Origin of the sequence: Streptomyces sp. CG4 (assembly GCF_041080655.1) — a bacterium.
Taxonomy (GTDB): domain Bacteria; phylum Actinomycetota; class Actinomycetes; order Streptomycetales; family Streptomycetaceae; genus Streptomyces.
This window is the reverse complement of the sequence record NZ_CP163525.1, coordinates 2,375,425-2,399,909: the sequence shown is the minus strand read 5'-3', so window position 1 is coordinate 2,399,909 and position 24,485 is coordinate 2,375,425. Positions and strand designations below refer to the sequence as shown.

The window sequence follows — 24,485 nt, the reverse complement described above, 5'->3', positions numbered from 1 at the left end:
CGTCTCTGGGGAGATACGCATGGCACCCGGCCTTCCTGCCGCCATGGACCGACCGCACTTCATCGGCATCGGCGGCGCCGGGATGTCGGGGATCGCCAAGATCCTCGCGCAGCGTGGGGCCGAGGTGGCCGGCAGCGATGCCAAGGAGTCGGCGACCGCCCAGGCGCTGCGGGTGCTCGGGGTCACCGTGCACATCGGGCATGCCACGGAGCACCTCGCCGACGACGCGAGCTGTGTCGTCGTGTCGTCGGCGATCCGCGAGGACAACCCCGAGCTGGCCCGCGCGGCCGAGCTGGGCATCCCGGTGGTGCACCGCTCCGACGCGCTCGCCGCGCTGATGGAGGGGCTGCGCCCGATCGCCGTGGCCGGTACCCACGGCAAGACCACCACCACCTCCATGCTGGCCGTCTCGCTCTCCGAGCTGGGTCTGCGGCCGTCGTACGCCATCGGCGGCGACCTGGACGCGCCCGGCTCGAACGCGCTGCACGGCGACGGCGACATCTTCGTCGCCGAGGCGGACGAATCGGACCGCAGCTTCCACAAGTACGCGCCCGAGGTCGCCATCGTCCTCAACGTCGAGCTGGACCACCATGCCAACTACGCCTCGATGGACGAGATCTACGAGTCCTTCGAGACCTTCGCCGGAAAGATCGTGCCCGGCGGCACGCTGGTGATCTCCGCCGACCACGAGGGCGCGCGGGAGCTGACCCGGCGGCTCGCGGGCTTGGTGAAGACGGTGACGTACGGCGAGGCGGCGGACGCCGACGTGCGGGTGCTGTCGATCGTCCCGCAGGGGCTGAAGAGCCAGGTCATCGTGGTCCTGGACGGGCAGGAGCTGACCTTCACGGTCTCCGTGCCCGGCCGGCACTACGCCCTCAACGCCGTCGCCGCGCTCACCGCCGGTGCGGCGCTCGGCATCCCGGCCACGGAACTGGCGCCCGCGCTCGCCGCGTACACCGGGGTCAAGCGGCGTCTGCAGCTCAAGGGCGAGGCCGCCGGGGTGCAGGTCATCGACTCCTACGCCCACCACCCCACCGAGATGACCGCCGACCTGGAGGCCATGCGTGCCGCCGCCGGCGACGCCCGCATCCTCGTCGTCTTCCAGCCGCACCTGTTCTCCCGCACCCAGGAGCTGGGCAAGGAGATGGGCCAGGCGCTGGCCCTCGCCGACGCTTCCGTGGTCCTCGACATCTATCCGGCCCGCGAGGACCCGATCCCCGGCGTGACCAGCGAGCTGATCATCGAGGCCGCGCGCGCCGCCGGTGCCGACGTCACCGCCGTGCACGACAAGGACGGGATCCCCGCGGTGATCGCGGGAATGGCGAAGCCCGGTGATCTCGTTCTCACCATGGGCGCGGGCGACGTGACCGACCTGGGCCCGCTGATCCTGGACCGCCTGTCGCAGCAGTAGAGGGGCTGAGGCTCATGTCGTACGACGTCGAGAAGCCGGACGAGGAGTGGCGCGCGGAGCTGAACCCGGCCGAGTACGCCGTACTGCGCCAGGCCGCCACCGAACCGGCCTTCACCGGTGAGTACACGGACACCAAGACCAAGGGCGTCTACTCCTGCCGCGCCTGCGGAGCCGAACTGTTCACCTCGGAAACGAAGTTCGCGTCGCACTGCGGCTGGCCGAGCTTCTACGATGCACGCAACTCGGATGCGGTGGAACTTGTGGAAGACCGTTCCCACGGGATGGTGCGGACGGAGGTGCGATGCGCTCGGTGCGGGTCGCATCTCGGGCATGTGTTCGAGGGGGAGGGGTATCCCACTCCGACGGACCAGCGGTACTGCATCAACTCGATCTCGTTGCGCCTGGTCCCTGACGAGGGCTGATCACAGGGAGCGGCCACCCGGCGCATGGGCCATGCTGGTCCTGTCCCGGCGGGGCGCGCGGCGGAGTTGCGCCCCGCCGGAGGTGTTCGTCCACCGGCTACGTCCGTGAAGAGCAGCCCTCGGGTCCCCTAGGCTGGCGGAGTATCAACCGCACTACCGCAGTCGGGCGGATGAGGATTGTGCGTGCTCTGACCGAGGCGAGCCTCAAGAAGCTGGCCGGTGCTCGTTCCTTCGAGCGTGGCCTCGGGTACCTCGACGCGGTGTCCGGGGTCGAAGTCGGTGACGGCTGGGTCACCGCGACCGTTCACGGCACTGAACGGTACGAGGTGGAGCTGACCCTGGAGGGGCCCGGAGGATTGGCCGGCGAGTGCGACTGCCCGTTCGGCCTGGAGGGCAACTTCTGCAAGCACCTCGTCGCTCTCGGCCTGAGGGTGCTCACCCAAGGGGAGAGCCTGCCGCGGCAGAGGAAGGCGGCCCGGGAGCGTGCGCAGGATCTCGACGGATGGCTCTCTGTCCTGTCCAAGGACGAGTTGCTCGCTGTACTGCGGGAACAGATCGAGCAGGACCGGCAGTTGCGGCGGCGCCTGGAACTGCGGGCCGCGAGCGTGCGCGGGGATCTTGCCGCGGTCCGGGCCCGTATCCGCGATCTGCTCGACATCGGCCCTTTCGCGCAGTACGGGTACGTCGAGTACGCCGATGCCCGCGCCTACGCCGACCAGGCCGGGCAGGCGGTCTCCGCGATCAGGGCGCTCACCGGCTCCGGCCGGGGCGCCGACGCGATCACCCTGGCGAGGAAGGCGATGCGGCTGCTCGCCGAGGCGGTGGAGAGCGTCGACGACTCGGACGGCTGGCTCGGGCAGATCGGTGCGGACCTCGCCGACGCCCACCTCGAAGCGTGCCGTGCGGCACGCCCCGACCCCGAAGAGCTCGCGCGCTGGCTGGTCGGCCATGCGCTCGGCGACATCGACGACGGCCTGACCGACATCGACCCGCTCGATTACGAGGACGTTCTCGGCGAAGAGGGAATGGCCGTCCTGCGGAAGTCGGCCGTCGAGGCGTGGCGGGGCAATCGTCGTGGCTGGGCGGAGAAGTACCTGATGGAGCGTGTGGCCAAGGCGGGAGGCGATGTCGACACGGTGATCGCCGTCCACGCGGCCGACCTCGCGCCGAACGGCCACACGCACCTGGTCATCGCCCGCGAGCTGGACACCGCCCGGCGCTACGACGAGGCCCTGAGCTGGGCGCAACGCGGCATCCGGGAATCCGGGGACCTCTCCGCCGTCGACACCGCCCTCGTCGACTACCTCGCCGACCGCTACGCCCGAGCCGACCGTCTGCCGGATGCCGTCGCCCTGCGCCGCGACCACTTCGGTGCCCGCCGCTCTCTGCTCGCGTACCAGCAGCTACGGGCCGCCGCGCAGGCCGCCGACCGCTGGCCGGCGGAGCGCGACGGGGCGCTGGACCTGCTGCGCGCCGACGCGGGCCGGCACGAGGGCTGGTACGGCGGCCCTGTCCTGATCGACGCCCTGCTCGACGACAAGGACGTCGACGCCGCCTGGCAGGCCGCCACCCGATCCGGCGCCCACGACCGGCAGTGGCTCACCCTCGCCGACCAGGCACGCGACGGCCGTCCGGCCGACGCGCTCGGCGTCTACCGGCGCCTGGCCGAGCCACTGGCCAAGCAGACCGGCAACACGGTCTACGAGCAGCTCGTTGCCCTGCTGCTGAGCATCCGCGACTGTCACCGCCGCCTGGGCACAGACGAGGAGTTCGCTGCGTACGTCACGGCGCTGCGCACCGCCCAGAAACGCAAGCGGAACCTGATGCGGCTGATGGACGAACACGGTCTGTGAGCCGGACCGGTGGCATCTCTGCCACCGGATGGTGCTCTTCACGCTTTTCAGGTGAACAGCCGTGAGCGTTCTTCAGGCTGAGAACTGTGAATCCGAGAAGCACGACGGCTGGCCGAGCTTCTACGATGCACGCAACTCGGATGCGGTGGAACTGGTGTCCGACCATTCCCACGGAATGGTGCGCACGGAGGTGAGGTGTGCGCGGTGCGGGTCGCATCTGGGGCACGTCTTCGAGGGCGAGGGGTATCCGACGCCGACGGATCAGCGGTACTGCATCAACTCGATCTCGTTGCGATTGGTGCCGGACGAGGGGTGAGCCGGAGACCGGCCCCAGTCCTGCGGACGTTGCAGGTGCCCCCTCCTCGGCGAGCTGGACTGGCTCTACGACCGGGCAGCGGGGCGATCCTGCACCGGCTGGACGAGGCCGGACCGATCAACGTTTCGCGCGTCGTCTCGACTCGGCCCACGTGAGGGTGAAAAGAGCAGGACACGGTCTTGTGGCGCGTCGGGCAGCTCTGCTCGAATCGCACCGTCTCGTCGGATTCCAAGCCTGAGGGCTGTGAAGATGGCGCCATGATGCGGAGGGACGTACGCAACCATTTCTCGGGCAGGGCCGAGACCGTGGTGCAGGCAGGCACCATTGAAAACCTGCACGTAGGAGTCCAAGCATCACCCTTCGGCAGAGGGCACGTGCCGGTCCCCCTCATGGCGCCTGCGGTGCCGTCGCGGTTTGTCCCCAGGGATGACCAAGGCAGACTCTTGATGGCCGCTCTGCGGCGGCGCGAGCGGCATGTGGTGCTGCATGGTCCAGGAGGGTTCGGGAAGACGACACTGGCCAGCTGGGCTTGTGCCAGCGCCGAGGTACGCGAGTGGTACCCCGGTGGGATCTTGTGGGCAGAAGTCGGACAGAGGCCTGGAACGGACCGGGTTGTTCGTCTGCTGACCGGAATGGCGATCCTGCTGACTGGTTCCTCGTCTGACACATATGCCGATGTCGCCTCCGCTGCCCAGGCGGTGAGATCGGCGTTGGCGGGCCGTCGAGTTCTTGTCGTCGTCGACGACGCGTGGAGCGCAACGGACGTGAGTCCCTTTCTCAACCTTGGTGACAGTGTCTCTGTGCTCATCACTACTCGCCGCGGAGGGCTGCCGGGCGGAACCCACATCGCGGTGGGAGAGATGACGGTCGCCGAAGCCACCGAACTGCTCGGTGTGTGCGAGGGCGATGGACGTGCCGTGGAGCCGTTGCTGTGCCGGACCGGCCGTTGGCCGCTGGCCCTGGCCCTTGCCTCGGGACTGTTGCGTAATCTCGTGGACAGGCACTGCAAGTCCGTTTCCCTCGCCGTGGACGAACTGGCACGTGAGCTCGCCGACCAGGGCATTGCTTCGCTCGACGACCTGACTGTCGCCGATGCCGTAAGCGGTATTACGCGCACCGTTGAGTTGAGTCTTGAGGACCTCAGGGCACTCAAGGACAGCAGCGAAGGCCGCTTCGTCGACCTGGCGGCGTTTCCTCCGGGAGAGACGATCCCGTATCGACTGCTTCGGTTGCTCTGGGGGGTCAGTGAAGTGCGGGCTCGGGCGGTTGGAGAACGCCTCATCAGCCGGTCCCTGGTCGTTGATGTCGAAGGGGTGGGTCTTCGCCTGCATGATGTGATGCGTGAGGCGCTGCGTGCGATGAGGCCGGAGGGCGTGCGCAGCGCAGGCATTCGGGTTCTCGATGCTCTGCGGCCGCCCGGAGGATGGCACGGACTGGCCGAGGAGTACTGGTTCTTCGCGGACAGCCTGTCTTTCCACCTCATCCAAGTGAATCTGACGGAGGAACTCGGCTGCACACTACGGGACCTTCGGTTTCTGTCCCGGCGAATCGCGGTGTCCGGTCCGACCGCCGCCGATGCGGATCTCGTGCGGTACCGCGAACTGGTCGATACGGACGCGGGGTCTCAGGAGATGGTCGATCTCCTGAGGCGAGAGGCGCACTTGCTGACAGGCGCTCTCTCTCCACGCGACGTGGCGGTCACCCTCGAAAATCGCTCACTGGGGAACACGGCTGTCTGCGGCTGGCTGCGTGAATCAGGGCGGACTCACGGAAGGCGTGGACTATGGGCACTGCACCCGCCGATGGACCATGACGACAGGGCACTGACACGAACCCGTGCGGTGACCGCCCCGGGTGAGTGCCGTGACGTCGACTGGCATCCGGAGGGACGGCTGCTCGCGATCGCGGGGGCGATGCCGACCCTGGAGATTGTCGATGTGGATCGTGGGTGGGCGTCGGGCGCTGCCGTCGAAACCGTCTGCACGGCGGTGGATCGGGTGCTGTGGAGCCCTGACGGGTCCAGGTTGGCATTTCTCGGGCTGGGGAACCGCTGCCCGACAGCGCATGACAGAGAGAGCAACCCTCGGGAAGGGCTGCGCAATTTCGGCTATGACCTGTACGTCTACGACGTGGGGGCAGGTAAGGAGGTGAACGGGATTCACGTGCCTGCTCCCGCAGCGTTGCTGACTCTGACCGCGCCCGCCTTGTGCTGGTCCCCTGACTCGAGGACGCTGGCTGTGGCTCGTGAGTCCGAGGTGTGCCTGTGGGACTCTTCTGACGACGCCGGATTGAAACCGCTGACCGCCGGCCGTGGTTTCGACAGGGAGGGAGAACTGTCTCTCGCCTGGCACCCACGCCACGGTCTCGTCGCGCACACTCGCGTCAAGGACTCCAGCAAGCGTTCTGCCGGCGTACTGCGCAGGTGGGCTGATCCCGTGCACAGTCAAGACGAGCCGGACATCTGGCTCGCCGCGTCTCTGTCGGGTCGTGGCCGTTCCTTGGCGTGGAGGCCTGGCGGGAGCACCGCCGCATTGGAACTGGATGGCACGGTCGTCATCGTGGACCCGCTCGCACGTCGGGTCCTGTGGCGGGCGGCTCATCGTGCTGTGGCTACAGTCCATTGGTCGCCTGACGGCAGACGGCTCGCTGTGAGGGAGGCCGTCCCGTGGCCGCGGCGAGGGCACAGCACGCTTACGCTGTGGGATGTGCCCGCCGATGCCGATATGGATCGCGGCTCGGCGCCTGTGCCGTCACGGTCCATCTCACTGAGCAGAGAGCACAACAGCCGAGACCAGGTGGCCTGGCGCCCGGACGGCGGGTCCCTCACCACAACAGGCGATCGACGTGGGGTCCAGATCTGGGATGCCCGACGGCAGGATTCAGCGATTGCGTCGTCACATCGCGCAGTTGCTATGGCGTACGTCCGTTGGAGCCCCGACGGTCGGTCGCTGGCCGTTGCCGGTGAGAGGGGCGACTGGGTGACTCAGGGTCTCTGGTCGCAGGAGCCTGCTCAGGCTCACGACAGGTTCCCCTTCTCCGGACGAGACCCGGCCGGGCGCCACATGTGGCCCGAAGAAGTCGGTGTTCCGTCAGAGCTGCGGCCCCGCGGCGGGCCTCCCGTGGTTGTCGACTTCGCCGCTGATGACCAAGGCCACCTGGTCGGCGTATGGCGGCAACCTCTTCGGGTCTTCTCCGCGCCCGGGAGACCGCTGACCGAGCTGGCCCCTCCTGCTGGTGCTCGGATGTGGTGGGATGCCTGCTTCACACCGAGTGGCGACAGGGTTGTCGCAGCTGCCGGAGACGGCTCATGGAACGACACCGTCTTCGCCGTCTGGCCGGTGACGGGAGAGGCGGTGTCGGCGGCGACCGCGTGGTCGAGGCAGAGTGAAGCCCGCCCGGGCCGCAGCGGTGTGGTCTGGCGTATCTCGGCAAGTGAGACACATGCCGTGGTACTGGCCAACCCGGGATACGTCGGCCTCTTCCGGCTGACGGACATGACTCCGGTCTGCTGGGTCAGAGTCAACGGCTATGTGTACGACGCTTCCTTTGATCCGTCGGGGCACTACCTCGCGGTGACCGGTGACGGCGCCCTCCACGTGTTCGCAGTTCACGACGGTTTGCCGCGACGGGAGGCGTAGGCCTCAGCTGGTCTGGTTCGGAGTGACGCCGTCCGAGCTGTGGAATGTCAGGCTTGAGAAGGAATGCCCTTGGAATACCGGACCGTGCACCGTGCCACCAGTGATGCTGTTGTGTACCGTGACCGTTGCCCGGGCCTCCGCGGCAGGTGCGAATTCCTCGATGAGGAGCCGGAGTTCCTCGGCCGCCTCGGGATCCCGTTGCAGCAGACTCCGCAGTCGGAGCCGTACCGTCGCTGTGATGTCGGAGGTGAGGCCCTCCTCGTCGGGGGCCCCGGTCGCTGCGAGCAGGGCGTCACGGGACTGGTCCAGTTCCCCTTCCACCGTGGTCGCGTCGCTGCCGCGTGAGAAGAGCCGTACGAGGCGCTGCTTCGCCTGCTCCCATGTCTCGGTGACCATGAGGCCGACTGCCGTCGTCGCCCCGGTTGCGACGAGCGTCGCCAACTCCGCTTCCACAAGCGCTCCCCCTTGTCCTTCGGGCACCACGTGGCGTGTTCAGTCCGTCCACCGTAAGCGGAAGCCGCTGATGCCGCCATCGCGAGATGACATCAGCGGGGTTGGTCATGGTAGTAGGTTTGGATTCCGGTGGCGGGTCTGACGGAGGATGAGCAGGTGAGCGAGCACAGAGGTGGGGGAGCGGCGACGCACAATTCCCTGCTGTTCCACCATGCGTAGCGCCTCGCCAGGTCCCGCCGCCCAGCTCATTGTTCGTCAATCGCGAGACTGAGCTCGACCGTTTGCGCGCTACCGAGGCCGACCGCCGAACGGGCGGCACATCGGGCATCGTTGTTGTCTCCGGCCTCGGGGGAGTGGGCAAGACACAGCTGGTGGCGCAATGGGTTGCCAGGGCGCTCGAGCAGTCCTATCCCGGCGGCCACCTCTATGTGGATCTTGAGGTGGGACGACGGGACGGCGCTGTCGATGTGAGCGGCGTTGTCGCCGGCTTCCTGCGCTCCTTGGGGGTTCACCCGGAATTCATCCCGTCGAGCCTGGGTGAGCGCACCGCGCTCTTCCGTAGCGTCACCGCTGGGCGTGACACCCTCGTCGTCGCCGACAACGCCCGGCAGGCGGCCGAAGTCCGGCCCCTGATCCCGTCCGCCGGTCTGCTCGTGGCCACCAGCCGCAGCAGCCTGCCCGCTCTGTCGATGGACGGTGCGGTGCGTATCACCCTCAATCCGCTCGACGAGCGGGCCGGGGTCGAGTTCGTGCACAGCTGGCGGGTCGCAGACGCGGACGGCGCGGCCGCGGCGTTGGTCCGGCTCTGCGGCGGCCTGCCGCTGGCGTTGCGCGCCGTCGGTGAATGGCTGGCACGGCGCTCGCACCTGGGTCTGAACGACGCCGTGCGTGCGCTCGGTGCCAGTGGCTTACCGCACCTGGAGGACGGGACCACATCGGTGAACACGGTTCTTGGCATGGCCTACATGAGTCTTCCTGACCACACCCGGCGGCTGTACCAGCTGTTTGGCTGGTTGCCTGGAACGACGGTTACGGGCAGCCTTGTGGCAGCGGCCGGTGTGCCGGATGCGGACGACGCGATGGGTGATCTGCTCACCGCGCATCTGGCGGTCATCGTCGAATCCTCCGACAGGCCGCGTCGCCTTCAACTGCATGATGTCGTCCGGGCGCACGCGCGTGAGGTGGTGCGTGAACTCCCGGATGCGGAGCGCGCTGCCGCTCTGCGGGCCGTGGCTGACTTCTACACGGCCGCTGTAGCGCACGCGGACACCCTTGTACTCGGTCCAGGACGTTTCCGGCTCCAAGCGCCACCCGCGCGAGCCCTGGAGGAACTTTTCCTGGAAGAGGAGCTGTTCACCGACAGTGCGGACGCGCTGGAGTGGCTCGACGCCGAGCGCGGCAACCTGTTGGCCCTGTTGCGGGTCGCTTCGGAAGAGAGGTGGTACCAGACGGTGTGGCAGCTGTGCGAGTCGTTGTGGGCGCTGTACCACAGCCGCAAGCACCATCTGGACTCCATCGAAGCGCACCGCCTGGGCATCGAGGCGGCGCAGTGGGCCGGTCGTGGGGACGTCGAGGTACGGATGCGCAACCAGTTGGCGCGCGCGTACCACGGGTTGGGCGCGTACGACGAGGCCCGGCAGGAGCTGGCCGCAGCCGAGGAGCTGTTGGACACGGTCGCCGATGCGCGGTTGAGCGGCGTGATCTGGGAGACACAGGGCCTCGTTGCCCTGGCCACGGAGTGCCCTGCGGATGCCCGTGAGCTGTTCACACAGGCCCTTCAGGCCAACTCGGCCGCCAACGACCGCCACGGCGTTGTCGTGCAGACGTACAACATCGGGCAGGCCCTGCTTGCCGAGGAGCGCTGGCAGCAGGCTCTCGACGTGTTGGGCGAGGCGAGAGCGACGGCCGTCGACAGCGACCCGAGTGGTGCCTTCGCGAGGCCGAGGGAAATCCTGGTGCCGCGGTGCTGGTTGCCCGTATCGACGAGGCTTCGGCTGTCGTATGGCTGCGTGGCACTCTGCTCGAAGCTCGCACGGCGCGGCCCTGGGGTGTGTCGCAGCCGGCTCTCGACCCTCTGGTTCTGGGCGCGGCCGTCAATCTGTGGCTGATGGAGGGAAGGACCGGAGAAGAACTCTTGGCGGGACTGGTGGTTCGTACAGGACAGCGTCGTGTCCACGTGATGTTCGCCAGCCCCACTGGCGACGGAACCGACTGAGAGACTGCCCGCGGAATCCGACCGGTCTCGCCGCAGGACACCGGGAATGTCCGTACGTCGACGTATCTTCGGCGGCATGCATGAGAGCAGCAGAGCAAGCAACCACATCAACGGGACGGTCGGTGGTCCTGCTGTCCAGGCCAAGGTCGTCTACGGTGACGTGTCGATCACCGCACCGGCTCAGGTGGCGGACGCGATCCGAGGAGTCCGGTCACTGCGGATCACAGCGACCGTGTTTCGCCTCGTCGTCTCTCTCGCGGGCTGCGCGGCTGTCTACGGGGTGTGGCACGGCAGTACTCCGCTGTCGGGTCTGGCCAAGTGGTGCGACGCTTTGTCCGTCCCTTCGGACTGGACGAGCGCAGTGGCAGCATGGATGGACAACCACGCCGGAGGGCTAGGACTCGCCGCCACGGCGATGGTCACGTTCGGGCTGATCACGATGCCTGCCCCACGGCGCGTCGGTGAGGATCTGGGCAGGATCCTGGAGTGGCGCGGGCCGTCGACGACCGTCCTCGGACTCGCCGTGGCCGCACAGTGCGGAATACTGATGGATTTGGTGGTCCAGACACTCCTATGGTCTGCCGTCGCCCTCTGGCTTCTCGGTCGGTCCGAGGGAGGGCGGTTCAACAGGACAGGCCGTATGCGGGTCGCTGTCGTGGGTGTCCTTCTCGCGGTGCTGTTCACGCCGATCGCCCTGTTCGCCTGGGGCTACGGCAGGGATTCCGACAGTTCGGCCACGGCTGCCTGATGCAGATCGATCAGGGCTCTGCCGGGCAGGTGGTGCCCCATGAACTTCGTCGAGGAGGGTGAACACAGCAGAATCCACGCCGGTGAGCCTGCGCGCGCCGGCCGGTTCGTATCCAGGGTTGGCGAAGAACCTCAGATGCGACAGGTCTGCACCGAGCGCGGCCAGTGGTTGCTCGACGGATTGCGGATTCAGGGCCGTGCTCCGCGACTCCACGTGGAGAGCCACCTCGCGGCAGAACCGGGCGATCGGGATGTACGGCACCGACGTGTCGAGCTTCAGGGTCCCGGAGGCGAAGCCGCGGAGTACCTCGTCGACGGCGATGCTCAGGCGGCCGTCATAGGCCTTCTGCTCCGAGTGGCAGGCGGCGAGCACCCAGACACGGCGGCGCTCCGGTCGGACCAGCGACCGCAGATGCTCGGTCACCACGGCGCCGGAATGGCACAGATCGAGGATCAGCAGAACGGCCGGATCGCCCCTGCCGTCCGTCTCCTGGTGCTCCGCCATATTGACCCAACGGGCCAGCTCCTCAGTGAGGCGGCCGTACCCGCCCACCGCCTGGATACCGTAACCGTTGCGGGTCGGTTCTCCGTGTGCGAGGAGATGAATGACACGGTGAAGTCGGCCTGGCTGCTGATGGCCTGAGTCAGGGCGTCACCCAGCGCGGCGGCAGTAGTCGCGGGGTCGTGACCGGGCTCCAGGAGGACATAGGCGTACTCTTTCTCCAGTGCCTCAGCCACCCGTTGTGCTTTCGGCGCCGCATAGGTGAGCGGCTGCCACTGCGGGGGTGTGTCGTCGGCGGGGTCCGCGGCAGGTCCTTCGATGCCGACCACCAACGCCCGACGCCGCATGGCGCATCCCCGTTCTCGGGCTCCCCTGCCCGGTAGGCGGCACGTCGTTGTTCGAGTCCGTCGTTGAACTCCCTGACCGCGCGGGCCTCGTTTTCCTGCGCCGCCTGATGTGCGCGCTTCTTCTTCTGGACCATGGCACGGTGTTCGGCCTCCGCACGCTCATGGCGTGCCTGCGCCTTGCCGAACCGCTCCTCTTCCTGAGCCAGACGCTCCTCGTACCGCCGCCGACCACCGAAGAGAGCCGACAGGGCGCCGGGCTCGGGAGGTGCGAAGTCTTCCCAGCGTGGTGCGGGGCCGGGGCCCGACCAGTGCCCCTCGTCGAAACGCTGAGGACGGTGCACACGCCGCAAACCGTCGAACGAGACGAGAGGGTCCGCCACCACCGCGTGGCGGAGAAGCCGGCCGAGCTGCTCGGCCTCGTGCTCGACCGCCGTGGTGCGGTCGGCGGCGAGCTGCGTCTGCTGAGCCACGTAGGCCTGCTGTCGCTCCCGCTCCTGTCGCTTGCGCTCCTGTCGGAGTTGTTCGCGGCGGGCCACTGCCTGCTGGCGTTCCCACTCCCGTGCCCAGTTGTTCCCCCGGCGCTGCGCCACGGCACCCTCCCCCTGTACTGACTGCGGCGATTCGAAATGTTACGTGGTGTGAGCAGTAGTGGACCAACCGCCCGCTGGTCGCGGCCGACTAGCCGTGGCTAGGCTGATCGACTCGACGCGGTGCGGGCACGAAGGGGGACGGTCGGGTGGCTTCGGTATCCGGCGAGGAGCGGCGCAGGGCGGACGTGGTGCGGTTCTGGCGGGCGGTCGAGTTGTTCAGTCCGCAAAAGGTGCCCGCTGTGCGACCGGACGATCAGGTCTTCGCCGTCCGTCCGGACCGGCCGCTTCCCTGGCAGGACGGGACCCGGCTGCCGCCGCTGCGGTCGAAGCACACCTGGCAGCACACCATCTACTGCGGGGTGTTCCCCATCGAACGGGTGCGGGACGTGCTGGCCGAGGTCTTCCCCGACGCCACCGACGAGGACCGCGACGGGCGGATCGGCGGCGACAGCGCCCTGCTGTCCTTCACCGTCAACCAGGACGGCCTGCTCCTGAAGGACTCGGTCTTCTTCTCGGCCTGCGCTTGGGCGGTGGGACGCACCCGGTCGCCGGGACCGTCCGATGCGCGCTGGCTGGACGGCTTCGCCGAGGAGGCCGAGGCGTGCGCGCAGCGCATGCTGGACCTCGGGGACGGAAAGCTCAGGGTGAGCGGCGGCCGTTCCGGTGCTGGGGGACTTCTCGCGCTGGCGGGGACACTCGTCGTCGACGCGGTGGCCGGCGGGATGGTGACCGGTCTCGGTGAACTCGCGCGGGGTGTCGTCGGCGACGCGGTCTCCGGCACCGTCGGCAAGGCGGCGCAGTCGGCCGCCGGCAAGGCCACTGAGACGCTCGCTCAGGGTGCGATCGACGCGGCCCGCAGCGGGAGGGGCGCCGCGGGCGGTGAGGAGGGGGAAGGCGGGCAGCAGACGCCCGAGAGCCTTGGCGCCCGGCCCCTGGCCTTCGAGGACATCGCCGCGTTCACCGCATGGCTCGCCGACCGCCTCGGGGTGACCGAGGACCTGATCCCTGACGCCGCCCGGGTGAAGAGTGTCCAGGTGCGCGAGGACCGGGACGACGAGGCCGCGCCGCAGGACTTCCTCAACAGCTTCATCGCAGACGATCTGGATCGGGTCGCGGGGGAGCTGGCGCAGGGGCGGGCGGGCCGCGCTCTGGAGTCGTATCTGACCGACGCGGCCCGGATCGACACCCGGTTGCGTCAGGATGTACGCGAGCGGCCCGAGGTGGTGTGGGAGGGGGTGGCACCTGAGCACACCCCGCTCGGCAGATGGCCGTCGGCCACCGGCCGCTCGCTGGTGCTCAGCCAGCAGTTCGCGGTCAACACGCTCCTTGCCGAACTGGGAGAGGGCTACGGCGTGTTCTCCGTGAACGGGCCGCCCGGGACCGGCAAGACGACCATGCTGCGGGACGTCATCGCAGCCCTGATCACCAGGCGTGCCTGTGCCCTGTCCGAACTGAGCGACCCCCAGCAGGCATTCGGCCGGACCTACACCTGGCGCAGCGAGCAGTTCTCCCGGACCGTGCGGGAGCTGAAGCCGCAGCTGGCGGGCTACGAGATGGTGGTGGCGTCGGCCAACAACGGGGCGGTACAGAACATCACCGACGAGATCCCCTCCGCCGGAGCCATCGCCGACCAGTGGCGGGACGAGGCGGCGTACCTGTCCGAGCAGGCGTCGCTGATGCTGGGCGGCGCCGACGCGTGGGGCGCCATCGCGGCCCGGCTGGGCAACCGCAAGAACCGGGGGGAGTTCACCGAGAGCTTCTGGTGGGGCAACCTGCGTGAGCGGACCCCGCGCGGGGGAAACAGGCGCGTCCGCACCGACAAAGGTCTGTTCCATGTCCTCAGCGGCCGCGGTGAGCAGCCCGCCGAACCGGTGGACTGGCCGGAGGCCGTACGCCGCTTCAAGGCCGCGCGACGCGCGGTCGAGCGGATGCGCGACGAACGGCAGCACGTGGCACAGGCGCTACGAGAGCTCGGCCGGGAGCGTCCCGGGCTGGCCGAGGCGCTGCGGCGGGCGACGCAGCTCGCCGAGACGCTGCCTTCGCTGCGCCGGCGGGCAGCCGAGGCGCTGAGCGAGGTGCAACGGCTGGAAGCGGCCGAACGAGAGCACCGCGAACACCGCCACGCTCACCAGGCTGCCCAACCGGGCCTGCTCCAGAGCCTCTTCACCGGTGGCCGCGCCAACCGAAGCTGGCAGGACGAGGACGACCGCCTCGCCGCTCTCGCCGAGGCGGCCTCCGAAGCCGCGGCGCATGCGCGCGTCCGGCTCGACGCGGTCCGCGATGAAGCAGCGACGGCCCAGCGTCTGGTCGAGACCGCACGTGCCCGCCAAACACGGGTGGCCGAACGTGAATCGACGGTACGTCAGGCACGCGAGCGCTGGGGCGTGCACGTCCCCGACCCCGCGGACTTCACTCAGGACGCCGACCGGGAGAGCATCGAGCGCCGCGAGAAGTCCGCTCCCTGGGCCGACGAGGAGTTCGCGGCCGCACGAACCCGGCTGTTCCTGGAAGCACTGCGCCTGCACCGGGCCTTCCTCGGCGCGGCGGGGAACCTCATGTTCAAGAACCTTCAGGCGGCCATGGACGTCGTCGGCGGGGATGCTCCGAAGGATCTGAAGCCTGCGGCCGTACGGGCTGCCTGGCAGAGCCTCTTTCTCACCGTCCCGGTCGTCTCGACCACCTTCGCCTCGTACGACCGGCTGTTCTCGGGCCTCGGCCGCGAGGACCTCGGTTGGCTGTTCGTGGACGAGGCGGGCCAGGCCTCGCCGCAGATGCCCGTGGGGGCACTCTGGCGCAGTCGCCGAGCGGTCCTCGTGGGCGACCCTCTGCAACTGGAGCCGGTCGTCGTCCTGCCGTGGACGGCCCAGCAGCGGCTGCGGGAACACCACCGCGTCGCCCAGGAGTGGGCTCCCTCGTGGACCTCCGCCCAGCAGGTGGCGGACCGGCTGGGGCGCTGGGGCACGATGCTGCCCGCGGCGCTCCCCGACGGATCGACCCAGGTATGGGTCGGGTCGCCGCTGCGGGTCCACCGGCGATGCGACGACCCGATGTTCTCGGTGAGCAACGACATCGCCTATGGCGGACTGATGGTGCACGGAGTGCACGACAGGGGGGCCTTCGACCCGCTGCCCCGCAGTTTCTGGTGGGACGTGCGCTCCCAGGAGTCGACCGGGAAATGGGTGCCCGCCGAGGGGGAGGCGCTCGTCGACGCGGTCAACCGTCTCTTCCGCGAGGGACTGCCGAAGGACGAGCTCTACGTCATCAGCCCCTTCCGGGACGTCGCGGCCCGCGCCGCGCAGACACTCCGGGGCATGGTCGCCCCCGACCGTGTCGGCACCGTGCACACCGCGCAGGGCAAGGAGGCGGACGTGGTGATCATCGTGCTCGGCACCCACCCCGATGCCGCGGGGTCCCGACGCTGGGCCGCCGCCAAACCCAACCTCCTCAATGTCGCCGTCAGCCGGGCCAAGCGGCGTCTGATCGTGATCGGCAACCGCGAGTCCTGGCACGGACAGCGCCACTTCTCCGTCCTCGCCCGGCGACTTCCGCACTTTGCCCGGTGAGCGGGAAGATCGGCCGATGCCTCTGACAGGCCCTCTCGAGCGGGCAGGCGTAGGCGTGAGGCGGGCCGGCTGCGGCGTTGGCGGTGGCAAGTCGGCCCGGAGATTCCTGTGGCGCGGGAAGGGCACTGCTGGGTCGAAGGGTAGGCGGCTGGCCGAGCTTCTACGACCCCAAGGAAACCGACGCCGTGGAGCTGATCGAGGACCGCTCCCACGGCATGGTCCGTACCGAGGTGCGGTGCGCCCGCTGTGGCTCCCACCTCGGGCACGTCTTCGCGGGCGAGGGCTACCCGACCCCCACCGACCAGCGGTACTGCATCAACTCGATCTCCCTGCGGCTGACGCCCGACGAGGGCTGAGCGCGCCCGGCGGCCGCCTCCGCCGTGCCGGACCGGGCGTCCCCTCGATCGATCGACACTCCGAATCTGGCAAAAGAGATGCTAGACAGGGCCCGCTCGGTCGAAGATGAACGCCGTCGGAGATCGGAGCGGGAGGGGCGGGGGAGCGTGGGTACGGACGTTCACCACGATCCGGACCCTCGCTCCGAGTGCGCCGCGGCCACGCGGTGCGACATCCGGCCCACACCCTCGCACGGGGCTCCCGAGGGCGCTGGGAAGAATGCGGCTTGTGCCCCACTCGCCCCGTTAGAGAATCTGTGAGGATATTGGGTGTGGCGCGCTGGATTCAGTCCCGTCGCAGGCCTGTGCCCGCCGACAGCGGCCACCACCGTGAGAACGGCGCGGGCCGCGAGGGCACTGCGACGTCCGCGCAGTCCGGGGATCCCGCGGACACCGAGGGATCCCCGGATGCGACGGAGGGCGTGCCGGCTGTCGGTGCCGAGGCGGCCGGTGCGCGGCTGGGCGTGCTGCGGGACGCACTGGCCCACATAGGCACGACTCTAGACGAGGCGAAGACCTGCACCGAGCTGACCGGGGTCGCGGTCGGCCTGGCCGGCGGCACGGCCGCCGTGATGCGCCGCACCGGCCAGACCATCTCCGGGTACGAGGCGATCACCGGGGACGCCGACGCGCTGCCCGACGCCCGCTGGGCCGCCGCGGTGGCCCGCGAGGCCGCCGTACCGGCACTCGGCGTGGAGCCGGAGCCCTGGCTGGAGTACACGGCGGGCACCCGGCCCCGTACCGCCCTGTGCGCGCCGCTGACCAGCGGCGACGACGTGTACGGCGTCCTGGTGTGGGCGCGCTCCGGGGCGCCCCTGCACCCGGCCGAGGGCGAGCTGCTCAGCCTGCTCGCCGAGCGCGCCGCCTCCCACATCCGGCATGCGCGCGCCTACGAGAGCGTCAATCGCACCGCCGGTGACCTGCAGCGGGCCCTGCTCTCCGAGCCCGGCCGCCCGCACCCCAACCTCGACATCGCCATCCGCTACCTCCCGGCCGGCGGCGGTGTCCTCGTCGGCGGCGACTGGTGCGAGACGGTACGCCTGCACTTCGGGCGGAGCTTGCTGGTGGTCGGCGACGTCATGGGGCACGGCCTGGAGGCCGCCGTCGACATGAACGCCTACCGTTCCTCCCTGCGCTACATCGCCTCCGCCGACCTGCCCCCGCACCGGGTCCTGCGGCAGATGGACGAGATCTCCTCCAAGGAGGCGGAGCTGCGGCCCGCCACCTGTCTGCTCGCCCGGGTCGACCCCGGGCGCCACCAGGTCACGCTGGCCAGCGCGGGGCATCTGCCGCCGGTTCTCATCGCCCGGGACGGCGAGGCCTCGCTGCTGCCCGTCCCCGTCGGACCGCCGCTGGGCACCGGGCTCGGCGGGTACGAGTCGGCCAACCACCGGCTGGAGCCCGGGGAGACGCTCGTGCTGTTCACCGACGGGCTCGTGGAGCGCCGTGGTGAGGACATCGACAACTCCCTGGCCCGGCTCTCGGCCGTCCGCTTCCCCCTCGCGGGCGGGCTGGAGAACGTCCTGGACACGATTCTCAGCCGGCTGGACGCGCGGCATGCGGAGGACGACGTCGCCGCGCTGGCCGCGCGGCCGCACATCAGGCAGGGGCCGGCTGTCGACGCCGACGCGCCGTAGGGGCGGGGTGCGTCCGCGTCTGCGGGTCCGTTGCGGTCGCTCGCGCCCACCCGGCGGAGCCGCAGAGCGCTACGGCCCCGCGCCCTCGGGGGAGTCGCAGTAGTCGAAGATCCGGTCCCGGTCGGTGTCCGGGATGCCGGGCCCGGCCTTGGTCACCCGCACGCACACGCCGGCACCGTCGGCCGCGACCGTCAGGGAGACCGCCGTGCCGGGCGGGGTGTGTACGGCCGCGTCGGTACGCGGCTACGCCGACCTGTTCCAGTACGCGGCCGCCAACGAACCCGCCGAACGCGACCGCCATCTGGCCCGGCTGCGCGCCGAGGCGGCCCGGATGGGCGTCCTCCTGGACGATCTGCTGCTGCTCGCCCGGCTGGACGCGGCCGAGGCCGGGACTCCGCTGCGGTGCGCCGACACCGACCTGACGGAGCTGGTGCGCGAGGCCGCGGACGCGTTCGCGCGGGTCGGCCCGGCCACCCGCCGACCGTCGACACCGGCACCCGAGGTGCGCAGTTCGTGCGAGGCGTCCGCGACGAAGCGGCGCAGCCGCCGCTCGGCCTCCGCGCGCACCGCGAGGGAGTCGTCGATGTGCTCCAGCATCGTGTTGAGGGCTGTGCGCAACTCCTCCACCTCCGGGCCGCCGCCCTTGCGGTCGGCGCGCAGCAGCAGCCGGGCCATCAGCTCCTCCACCGCGAACGGCTTGACCAGACAGTCGTCCCCGCCCCGGGGCAGGCCCGCGCCCCGGTCGGCGACGCCGTCGCGCGCGGTGAGGAACACCACCGGCACCATCGTCCCCGAGCGGCGCAGCCGGTCCAGGACGCCGAAGCCGTCCACGTCGGGCAGCATCAGGTCGAGGACCACGATGTCCGGGCCGAACTCGGCGGCCCGGCGCAGCGCCTCCTCGCCCGAGTAGGCGCAGGCCGCCTCCCAGCCCTCGTACCTCGTACCGGGCGACGGTGGCCACCAGGTCGGCGATCGGCGGGTCGTCGTCCACGACCAGCAGGCGTCCTTTCTCCACCTTTCTCCCCCCGCCCATCCCGCGCCACCCGTTCGGACCCGTCCGGGCTGCCTGCCCCCGCCGGCCCTGTCGATACTCAAGTGAAAGTCGTCCGACAGGAGATCGAAGCCAACCGCGCGCGAAGCTCGTCACCCAGGACCCGATCAAGGAGCTGCCGTCCGTGACGACCCTCCAGACCCGTCCCGCACCCACCACGGCGATACGTCCCCGCGTCGTGGCCCGTACCGGCCTCTACACCCTGCTCGCCGCCAACGCGGCGGTGGTCGCCTGGTTCTTCGTCCAGGCCGGATTCGCCTCGAACCCGCTGATCGTGCTCGGCCGCCTCGCCGGCCTGTACGGCTCCCTCCTCATGGCCTTCCAGCTGCTGCTGGTGGCCCGGCTGTCCTGGCTGGACCGCCGGATCGGCATGGACCGGCTGACCTCATGGCACCGCTGGACCGGCTTCGGCATCCTGTGGACCCTGCTCACGCACGCCGTGTTCATCACCTTCGGCTACGCCCAGGCGTCCTCGATGGACCCGGTGAACCAGATCGTGGACCTCGCCGAGACCACCGAGGGCGTGCTGCGCGCCATCGTCGCGCTCACGCTGATCATCGTGGTCGGCGCCGCCTCGGCCCGCTGGGCCCGACGCCGACTCGCCTACGAGACCTGGCACTTCATCCACCTGTACACCTACGTCGCCGTGGTCCTCGCCTTCACCCACCAGGTCGCGGTCGGTACGACCTTCACCTCGTCGCCGACCGCGAAGACCTACTGGTACACGGTGTGGGGCGTGGCCCTCGGTTCGGTGCTGCTGGGCCGGCTGGTGCTGCCGCTGTGGCGGAACCTGCGGCACCGGCTGCGGGTCTCGGCGGTCGTACCCGAGTCCGACGACGTCGTCTCCGTCTACGTCACCGGCCGCGACCTGGACCGGCTGCCCGCCCGGGCCGGTCAGTTCTTCCTCTGGCGGTTCCTCACCAAGGACCGCTGGTGGCAGGCCAACCCGTTCTCCCTGTCGGCCGCCCCCGACGGCCGCACCCTGCGCCTCACCGCCAAGGCGTCCGGTGCCGGCAGTGCCGCCCTGCGGCACCTCAAGCCGGGCACCCGCGTCTTCGCCGAGGGCCCCTACGGCGCCTTCACCACGCTGCACCGCACCCGCCCGGAGTCCGTGCTGATCGCCGGCGGCGTCGGCGTCACCCCCATCCGGGCGCTGCTGGAGGACCTGGCGGGCCACGCCGTGGTCATCTACCGCGTGTCCAGCGACCGCGACGCCGTCCTCTACGACGAGCTGTGCGACCTCGCCCTCACCAAGGGGGCCGAGCTGCACCTGGTGACCGGGCCGATCGCCCCCGACAAGCTGGCGCCGAGCGAACTGGCCCGGCTGGTCCCGGACATCGGCGACCGCGACGTCTTCCTGTGCGGGCCGCCCGGGATGATGACCGCCGTGCTGCGCAGCCTGGGCGACCTGGGCGTGCCCAAGCGGCAGATCCACTTCGAGCGCTTCAGCCTCGCGGGCTGAGAGAGGCGTCCCACCGTGAAGCGAGCCATACCCGTCTTCCTCCTGACCGTCGCGGGTCTGATCCCCGTCTGGCGCTACCAGCCGTCGACCGGCACGTCGTCCACGACGCAGGCCGCAGAGCCCGCCGCGCCCCCCTCGCCCTCCCTGGCGACTCCCTCTTCCCCGTCCTCCTCCTCGTCCCATTCCCCGTCCTCTTCCTCGTCCCATTCCTTGGCCTCGACGTCCGCGAAGGTCGTCCCGGGTACCGCGGTGGACACCGTGAAGGGCGTCTTCCAGGTGGAGGTGACCTTCCGGGGCGACCGGATCGCGTCCGTGCGGATGCTGCAGGCGCCGCACCATCCGCAGACCAAGTGGGCCGTACCGGAGCTGATCGCGGAGACGCTGAAGGCGCAGAGCGCCCACATCGACTCGGTGTCCGGGGCCACGGTCACGAGCCGGGGCTACAAGGAGTCCCTCCAGGCCGCGATCGACGCCAAGGCCTCCTGACGTGCGGCGTGTCGAACACGTCATGGGGTTCCCCGTCTCGCTGCGCATCGACGACGAGGGAGACTTCGAGACTGACTTCGAGAGTGGCTTCGAGAGTGACTTCGAGGCGGCCGCGGACGCCGTGTTCGCCTGGCTGCGCGAAGTCGACGCCCGTTTCAGCCCGTTCAAGCCCGACAGCGAGGTGTCCCGGTACGGCCGCGGCGAGCTGGCGGAGGGCGAGCTGAGCGCGGACCTGACGGAGGTGCTCGGCCGCTGCGCGGACCTGCGCAGCGCGACCGGCGGCGCCTTCGACGTCCGGCTGCCCGGCCGGGACCTCGATCCCTGCGCGGTGGTCAAGGGCTGGTCGGTGCAGCGGGCCGCCGAGCTGCTGACGGCGGCCGGGGCGCGGCGGTTCTGCCTCAACGCCGGTGGGGACGTGGTCGTCTCGGGCGGGCCGTGGCGGGTCGGGATACGGCATCCCGAACAGGCCGACCGGGTCTGTGCCGTGCTGGCGGTCACCGACGGGGCGGTGGCGACGTCCGGGCAGTACGAGCGCGGCGACCACATCCTCGACGGCCGCACCGGACGCCCCGCGACCGGGCTGCTCAGCCTCACCGTGGTGGCCCCGACCCTGACCGAGGCGGACGAGACCGCCACGGCCGCCTTCGCCCTCGGCGCCGAAGGCCCGGCCTGGGCCGCCGCCCGCACCGGCTGCGAGATCTTCGCGATCGACACCGCACACCGCGTGCTCCGCACACCGGGGCTCCCGGTGGCGTAGCCATTCACCCGCCAAAACGCCGAAACACTCGCGGTCTAGACTCTCCCCGCAACGGCCTGCGCACCGACGACCTTGGCCGAAGACGGGCGGAAAGCTGCCAGACCCGAAGGGTGTTCGGCGTTTTGATACGCATAGATTCAGTCACGAAGCGGTATCCGGACGGCACGGTCGCGGTCGACCGGCTGTCGCTGGAGATACCGGACCGCGCGATCACCGTTCTCGTCGGGCCCTCCGGCTGTGGCAAGACGACGACCCTGCGGATGATCAACCGGATGGTGGAGCCCACCGAGGGCAGCATCCTCCTCGACGGCACCGACATCCGGCAGCAGCCGGTCAACACCCTGCGCCGTTCGATGGGTTACGTCATCCAGAACGCCGGGCTCTTCCAGCACCGCACCATCCTCGACAACATCGCCACCGTGCCCCGGCTGCTCGGCACGCCCAGGAAGGAGGCCCGCGCCCGGGCCACGGAGCTGATGGAGCGGGTGGGGCTCGACGCCACGCTCGCCAAGCGGTACCCGTACCAGCTCTCCGGCGGCCAGCAGCAGCGCGTCGGCGTGGCCCGGGCGCTCGCCGCCGATCCGCCGGTGCTGCTGATGGACGAGCCGTTCTCCGCCGTCGACCCGGTGGTCCGCAAGGGGCTGCAGGACGAACTCCTTCGCATCCAGGACGAGTTGGGCAAGACCATCGTCTTCGTCACCCATGACATCGACGAGGCGATCAAGCTCGGCACGATGGTGGCCGTACTGCGCACCGGCGGTCGGCTCGCCCAGTTCGCCCCGCCCGCCGACCTGCTCAGCGCGCCCGCCGACGCCTTCGTGGAGGACTTCCTCGGCGCCGACCGCGGCATCCGCCGGCTGTCCTTCTTCCCGTCCGCCGGACTGGAGCTGGAGACCACGCCGATCGTGGGCGTCGACGCCGACGCCGGCCGGATCGCCTCCCGGGCCGAGGGCGCCCCCTACCTCCTCGTCACCGACACCGACGGCAGGCCGCTCGGCTGGAGCGAACCGGAGCGGCTCACCGCCGGGGCCGTGGACCGGGGTCAACTCCTCGACCACGGGCGCCCGTTCGTGCCCGGCACCGACTCGCTGCGCACCGCGCTCGACGGCGCCGTACTCTCCCCGACCGGCTGGGCCGTCGCCGTGGACGGCGAAGGGCGCGCCGTCGGTGTCGTCTCCCAGCAGGTCATCGGCGAGGCCATCCGCGCCGCCCACAGCCGGGTCGCGGCCGACACCGGCGCCGAGCGAAGCCAGGACACGGCCGACGCCGACGCAGAGCGCCGGCAGGACGAGGACGACGCCGGCGCCGAGGCGGTCCGGTGAAGGGCTTCTTCGACCTCCCGAGCGACCTCCAGCACAGCTGGCTCGGACTCGTCGGCCTGCATGTGCGCGAGGGCCTGCTGCCGGTGCTGGCCGCCCTGCTCGTCGCGCTGCCGGTGGCCCAGCTCTGCGTACGCTTCCGCTGGGTCTACCCGCCCGTGCTCGGCATCACCACCGTGCTCTACTCGATTCCGTCGCTGGCCTTCTTCGTCGTCCTCATCGACTACTTCGGCCAGAGCGAGATGACGGTGATGATCCCGCTCGCGGTCTACAGCCTGGTGGTGCTGGTGCCCGGCATCGTGGACGGCGTCCGCTCGGTCCCGCAGGAGACCCTGGCCGCCGCACAGGCCATGGGCTTCGGCCCCGTACGCCGTTATCTCCAGATCCAGCTGCCCATCGCCGCGCCCGCGATCATCGCGGGCCTCAGGGTGGCGGTCGTCTCCAGCCTCTCCCTGGTCAGCGTCGGCATGCTCATCGGCAACCAGGGCGCCCTCGGCAACCTGCTCAACGACGCGACCACGTACCACCGTCCGGCCCTGGCCGTGAACTCGGTGCTGACGACGGCGGTGCTGGGCATCCTCGCCGACGGCCTGCTGGTCCTGGTCCGCCGTCTCCTCACCCCCTGGATGCCGAGGAAGGGTGCCACCCGGTGAACGTCCTCAACTTCGCGCACGCCTTCTTCAGCGACAGCGCCCACTGGCACGGCTATGACGGCATCCCCACCCGGCTCGCCGAGCACATCACGTACGCGCTGGAAGCGCTGCTGTTCGCCGCCGTGATCGGCCTGCCCATCGGCCTGATCACCGGCCACTACGGCCGCGGCGGCAACGCCCTCGCGATGATCGCCACCGCGGGCCGGGCCCTGCCCAGCTTCGGTCTCCTCGTCCTGATGTTCATCTGGATCGGCTTCGGACTGCTGCCGGTGATGATCCCGCTGGTCGTGCTCGCCGTACCGCCGATCCTGGTCACCACCTACGAGGCGATCCGCTCCGTCGACCCCTCGCCCGTGGACGCCGCGCGGGGCATGGGGATGCCCGAGGCGCGGGTGCTGTTCCAGGTGGAGGTGCCGGTCGCGCTGCCCCTCATCCTGAGCGGCCTGCGTACGGCGGCCATCCAGATCGTCTCCACCGCCACCATCGCCGCCTATGTCAGCCTCGGCGGGCTCGGCCGGTACATCATCGACGGCCTCTACCAGAAGAACTACGACAAGGTCGTCGGCGGCGCCACCCTGGTCGCGGGCCTCGCCCTGGCCACCCTCGTGGTGTTCTGGGCGGTGTCCCGGATCACGGTGTCTCCGGGCGTGCGCAGGAGCGGTTGAGGC

Annotated in this window: 18 protein-coding genes and 5 pseudogenes; 18 read left to right on the top strand and 5 right to left on the bottom strand. The window is 70.0% G+C overall.

The window, feature by feature from the left end:
• The first annotated feature begins 19 nt into the window (after positions 1-19).
• From murC to AB5L52_RS10935, 5 genes and pseudogenes are all read left to right on the top strand, one after another.
• The gene (gene murC / locus AB5L52_RS10955) at positions 20-1,411 is read left to right on the top strand and encodes a UDP-N-acetylmuramate--L-alanine ligase (protein WP_369363652.1); all 1,392 of its coding nucleotides are present in this window, start codon (positions 20-22) and stop codon (positions 1,409-1,411) included.
• 14 nt (positions 1,412-1,425) lie between these two features.
• Entirely contained in the window at positions 1,426-1,833 is a 408-nt protein-coding gene (gene msrB / locus AB5L52_RS10950) for a peptide-methionine (R)-S-oxide reductase MsrB (RefSeq protein WP_351015599.1), read from the top strand.
• A 179-nt stretch (positions 1,834-2,012) separates the two neighbouring features.
• On the top strand, positions 2,013-3,686 hold the full coding sequence (locus AB5L52_RS10945) for a hypothetical protein (protein ID WP_351569467.1): 1,674 nt from the start codon (positions 2,013-2,015) through the stop codon (positions 3,684-3,686).
• Between the two features lie 106 nt (positions 3,687-3,792).
• A pseudogene (locus tag AB5L52_RS10940) lies at positions 3,793-4,002 on the top strand (peptide-methionine (R)-S-oxide reductase); the annotation flags it as partial.
• Between the two features lie 257 nt (positions 4,003-4,259).
• Positions 4,260-7,640: an NB-ARC domain-containing protein gene (locus AB5L52_RS10935; protein ID WP_351569382.1), complete on the top strand. Its 3,381-nt coding sequence runs from the start codon at positions 4,260-4,262 to the stop codon at positions 7,638-7,640.
• Positions 7,641-7,643: 3 nt separating this feature from the next.
• On the opposite strand, the gene AB5L52_RS10930 is transcribed toward AB5L52_RS10935, so the two are convergent.
• Positions 7,644-8,093: a hypothetical protein gene (locus AB5L52_RS10930; RefSeq protein ID WP_351569380.1), complete on the bottom strand. Its 450-nt coding sequence runs from the start codon at positions 8,091-8,093 to the stop codon at positions 7,644-7,646.
• 248 nt (positions 8,094-8,341) lie between these two features.
• On the opposite strand from AB5L52_RS10930, the gene AB5L52_RS10925 reads away from it, so the two are divergent.
• The 3 genes from AB5L52_RS10925 (at position 8,342) to AB5L52_RS10915 (ending at position 11,698) form a co-directional block, all read left to right on the top strand.
• Positions 8,342-10,201: a hypothetical protein gene (locus AB5L52_RS10925; protein ID WP_351569377.1), complete on the top strand. Its 1,860-nt coding sequence runs from the start codon at positions 8,342-8,344 to the stop codon at positions 10,199-10,201.
• Between the two features lie 183 nt (positions 10,202-10,384).
• Positions 10,385-11,056 (top strand): hypothetical protein, encoded by a 672-nt coding sequence (locus AB5L52_RS10920; protein WP_351569374.1) that lies wholly within the window; start codon positions 10,385-10,387, stop codon positions 11,054-11,056.
• A gap of 39 nt (positions 11,057-11,095) precedes the next feature.
• A complete protein-coding gene (locus tag AB5L52_RS10915) occupies positions 11,096-11,698 on the top strand; it encodes a hypothetical protein (RefSeq protein ID WP_351569371.1) in 603 nt (200 codons plus the stop codon).
• 1 nt (position 11,699) lies between these two features.
• Here the strand turns inward: AB5L52_RS10915 and AB5L52_RS10910 are convergent, their stop codons facing one another.
• The gene (locus tag AB5L52_RS10910; RefSeq protein ID WP_369363648.1) at positions 11,700-12,494 is read right to left on the bottom strand and encodes a hypothetical protein; all 795 of its coding nucleotides are present in this window, start codon (positions 12,492-12,494) and stop codon (positions 11,700-11,702) included.
• Positions 12,495-12,640: 146 nt separating this feature from the next.
• Here AB5L52_RS10910 and AB5L52_RS10905 point away from each other — a divergent pair, with 146 nt between their 5' ends.
• The 3 genes and pseudogenes from AB5L52_RS10905 (at position 12,641) to AB5L52_RS10895 (ending at position 18,089) form a co-directional block, all read left to right on the top strand.
• Positions 12,641-16,057 carry a DEAD/DEAH box helicase gene (locus AB5L52_RS10905; RefSeq protein ID WP_369363647.1) on the top strand — a complete coding sequence of 1,139 codons (3,417 nt, stop codon included), beginning with the start codon at positions 12,641-12,643 and terminating at the stop codon, positions 16,055-16,057.
• Between the two features lie 146 nt (positions 16,058-16,203).
• Positions 16,204-16,413: pseudogene (locus AB5L52_RS10900) on the top strand (peptide-methionine (R)-S-oxide reductase); the annotation flags it as partial.
• Positions 16,414-16,724: 311 nt separating this feature from the next.
• On the top strand, positions 16,725-18,089 hold the full coding sequence (locus tag AB5L52_RS10895) for a PP2C family protein-serine/threonine phosphatase (protein ID WP_369363645.1): 1,365 nt from the start codon (positions 16,725-16,727) through the stop codon (positions 18,087-18,089).
• 69 nt (positions 18,090-18,158) lie between these two features.
• Here AB5L52_RS10895 and AB5L52_RS10890 read toward each other — a convergent pair.
• A pseudogene (locus tag AB5L52_RS10890) lies at positions 18,159-18,308 on the bottom strand (hypothetical protein); the annotation flags it as partial.
• Between the two features lie 13 nt (positions 18,309-18,321).
• On the opposite strand from AB5L52_RS10890, the pseudogene AB5L52_RS10885 reads away from it, so the two are divergent.
• A pseudogene (locus AB5L52_RS10885) lies at positions 18,322-18,543 on the top strand (sensor histidine kinase); the annotation flags it as partial.
• A gap of 209 nt (positions 18,544-18,752) precedes the next feature.
• On the opposite strand, the pseudogene AB5L52_RS10880 reads toward AB5L52_RS10885, so the two are convergent.
• Positions 18,753-19,122 (bottom strand): annotated as a pseudogene (locus AB5L52_RS10880) (response regulator); the annotation flags it as partial.
• Positions 19,123-19,264: 142 nt separating this feature from the next.
• Between AB5L52_RS10880 and AB5L52_RS10875 the strand changes: the two are divergent.
• Entirely contained in the window at positions 19,265-20,602 is a 1,338-nt protein-coding gene (locus AB5L52_RS10875; RefSeq protein ID WP_369363643.1) for a ferric reductase-like transmembrane domain-containing protein, read from the top strand.
• Positions 20,603-20,676: 74 nt separating this feature from the next.
• Here the strand turns inward: AB5L52_RS10875 and AB5L52_RS10870 are convergent, their stop codons facing one another.
• Positions 20,677-20,859: a hypothetical protein gene (locus AB5L52_RS10870; protein ID WP_369363641.1), complete on the bottom strand. Its 183-nt coding sequence runs from the start codon at positions 20,857-20,859 to the stop codon at positions 20,677-20,679.
• On the opposite strand from AB5L52_RS10870, the gene AB5L52_RS10865 reads away from it, so the two are divergent.
• From AB5L52_RS10865 to AB5L52_RS10845, 5 genes are all read left to right on the top strand, one after another.
• A complete protein-coding gene (locus tag AB5L52_RS10865; protein WP_351015317.1) occupies positions 20,852-21,088 on the top strand; it encodes an FMN-binding protein in 237 nt (78 codons plus the stop codon). The genes AB5L52_RS10870 and AB5L52_RS10865 overlap by 8 nt on opposite strands.
• Before the next feature lies 1 nt (position 21,089).
• The gene (locus AB5L52_RS10860) at positions 21,090-21,845 is read left to right on the top strand and encodes an FAD:protein FMN transferase (RefSeq protein ID WP_369363639.1); all 756 of its coding nucleotides are present in this window, start codon (positions 21,090-21,092) and stop codon (positions 21,843-21,845) included.
• Positions 21,846-21,967: 122 nt separating this feature from the next.
• Positions 21,968-23,167, top strand: coding sequence for an ABC transporter ATP-binding protein (locus AB5L52_RS10855; RefSeq protein ID WP_369363637.1), 1,200 nt, complete (start codon positions 21,968-21,970; stop codon positions 23,165-23,167).
• Positions 23,164-23,817, top strand: coding sequence for an ABC transporter permease subunit (locus AB5L52_RS10850; protein ID WP_351015309.1), 654 nt, complete (start codon positions 23,164-23,166; stop codon positions 23,815-23,817). Before AB5L52_RS10855 ends, AB5L52_RS10850 begins: the two co-directional genes overlap by 4 nt.
• Positions 23,814-24,482 (top strand): ABC transporter permease, encoded by a 669-nt coding sequence (locus AB5L52_RS10845; protein ID WP_351015307.1) that lies wholly within the window; start codon positions 23,814-23,816, stop codon positions 24,480-24,482. The genes AB5L52_RS10850 and AB5L52_RS10845 overlap by 4 nt, the downstream gene beginning before the upstream one ends.
• Positions 24,483-24,485: the final 3 nt, after the last annotated feature.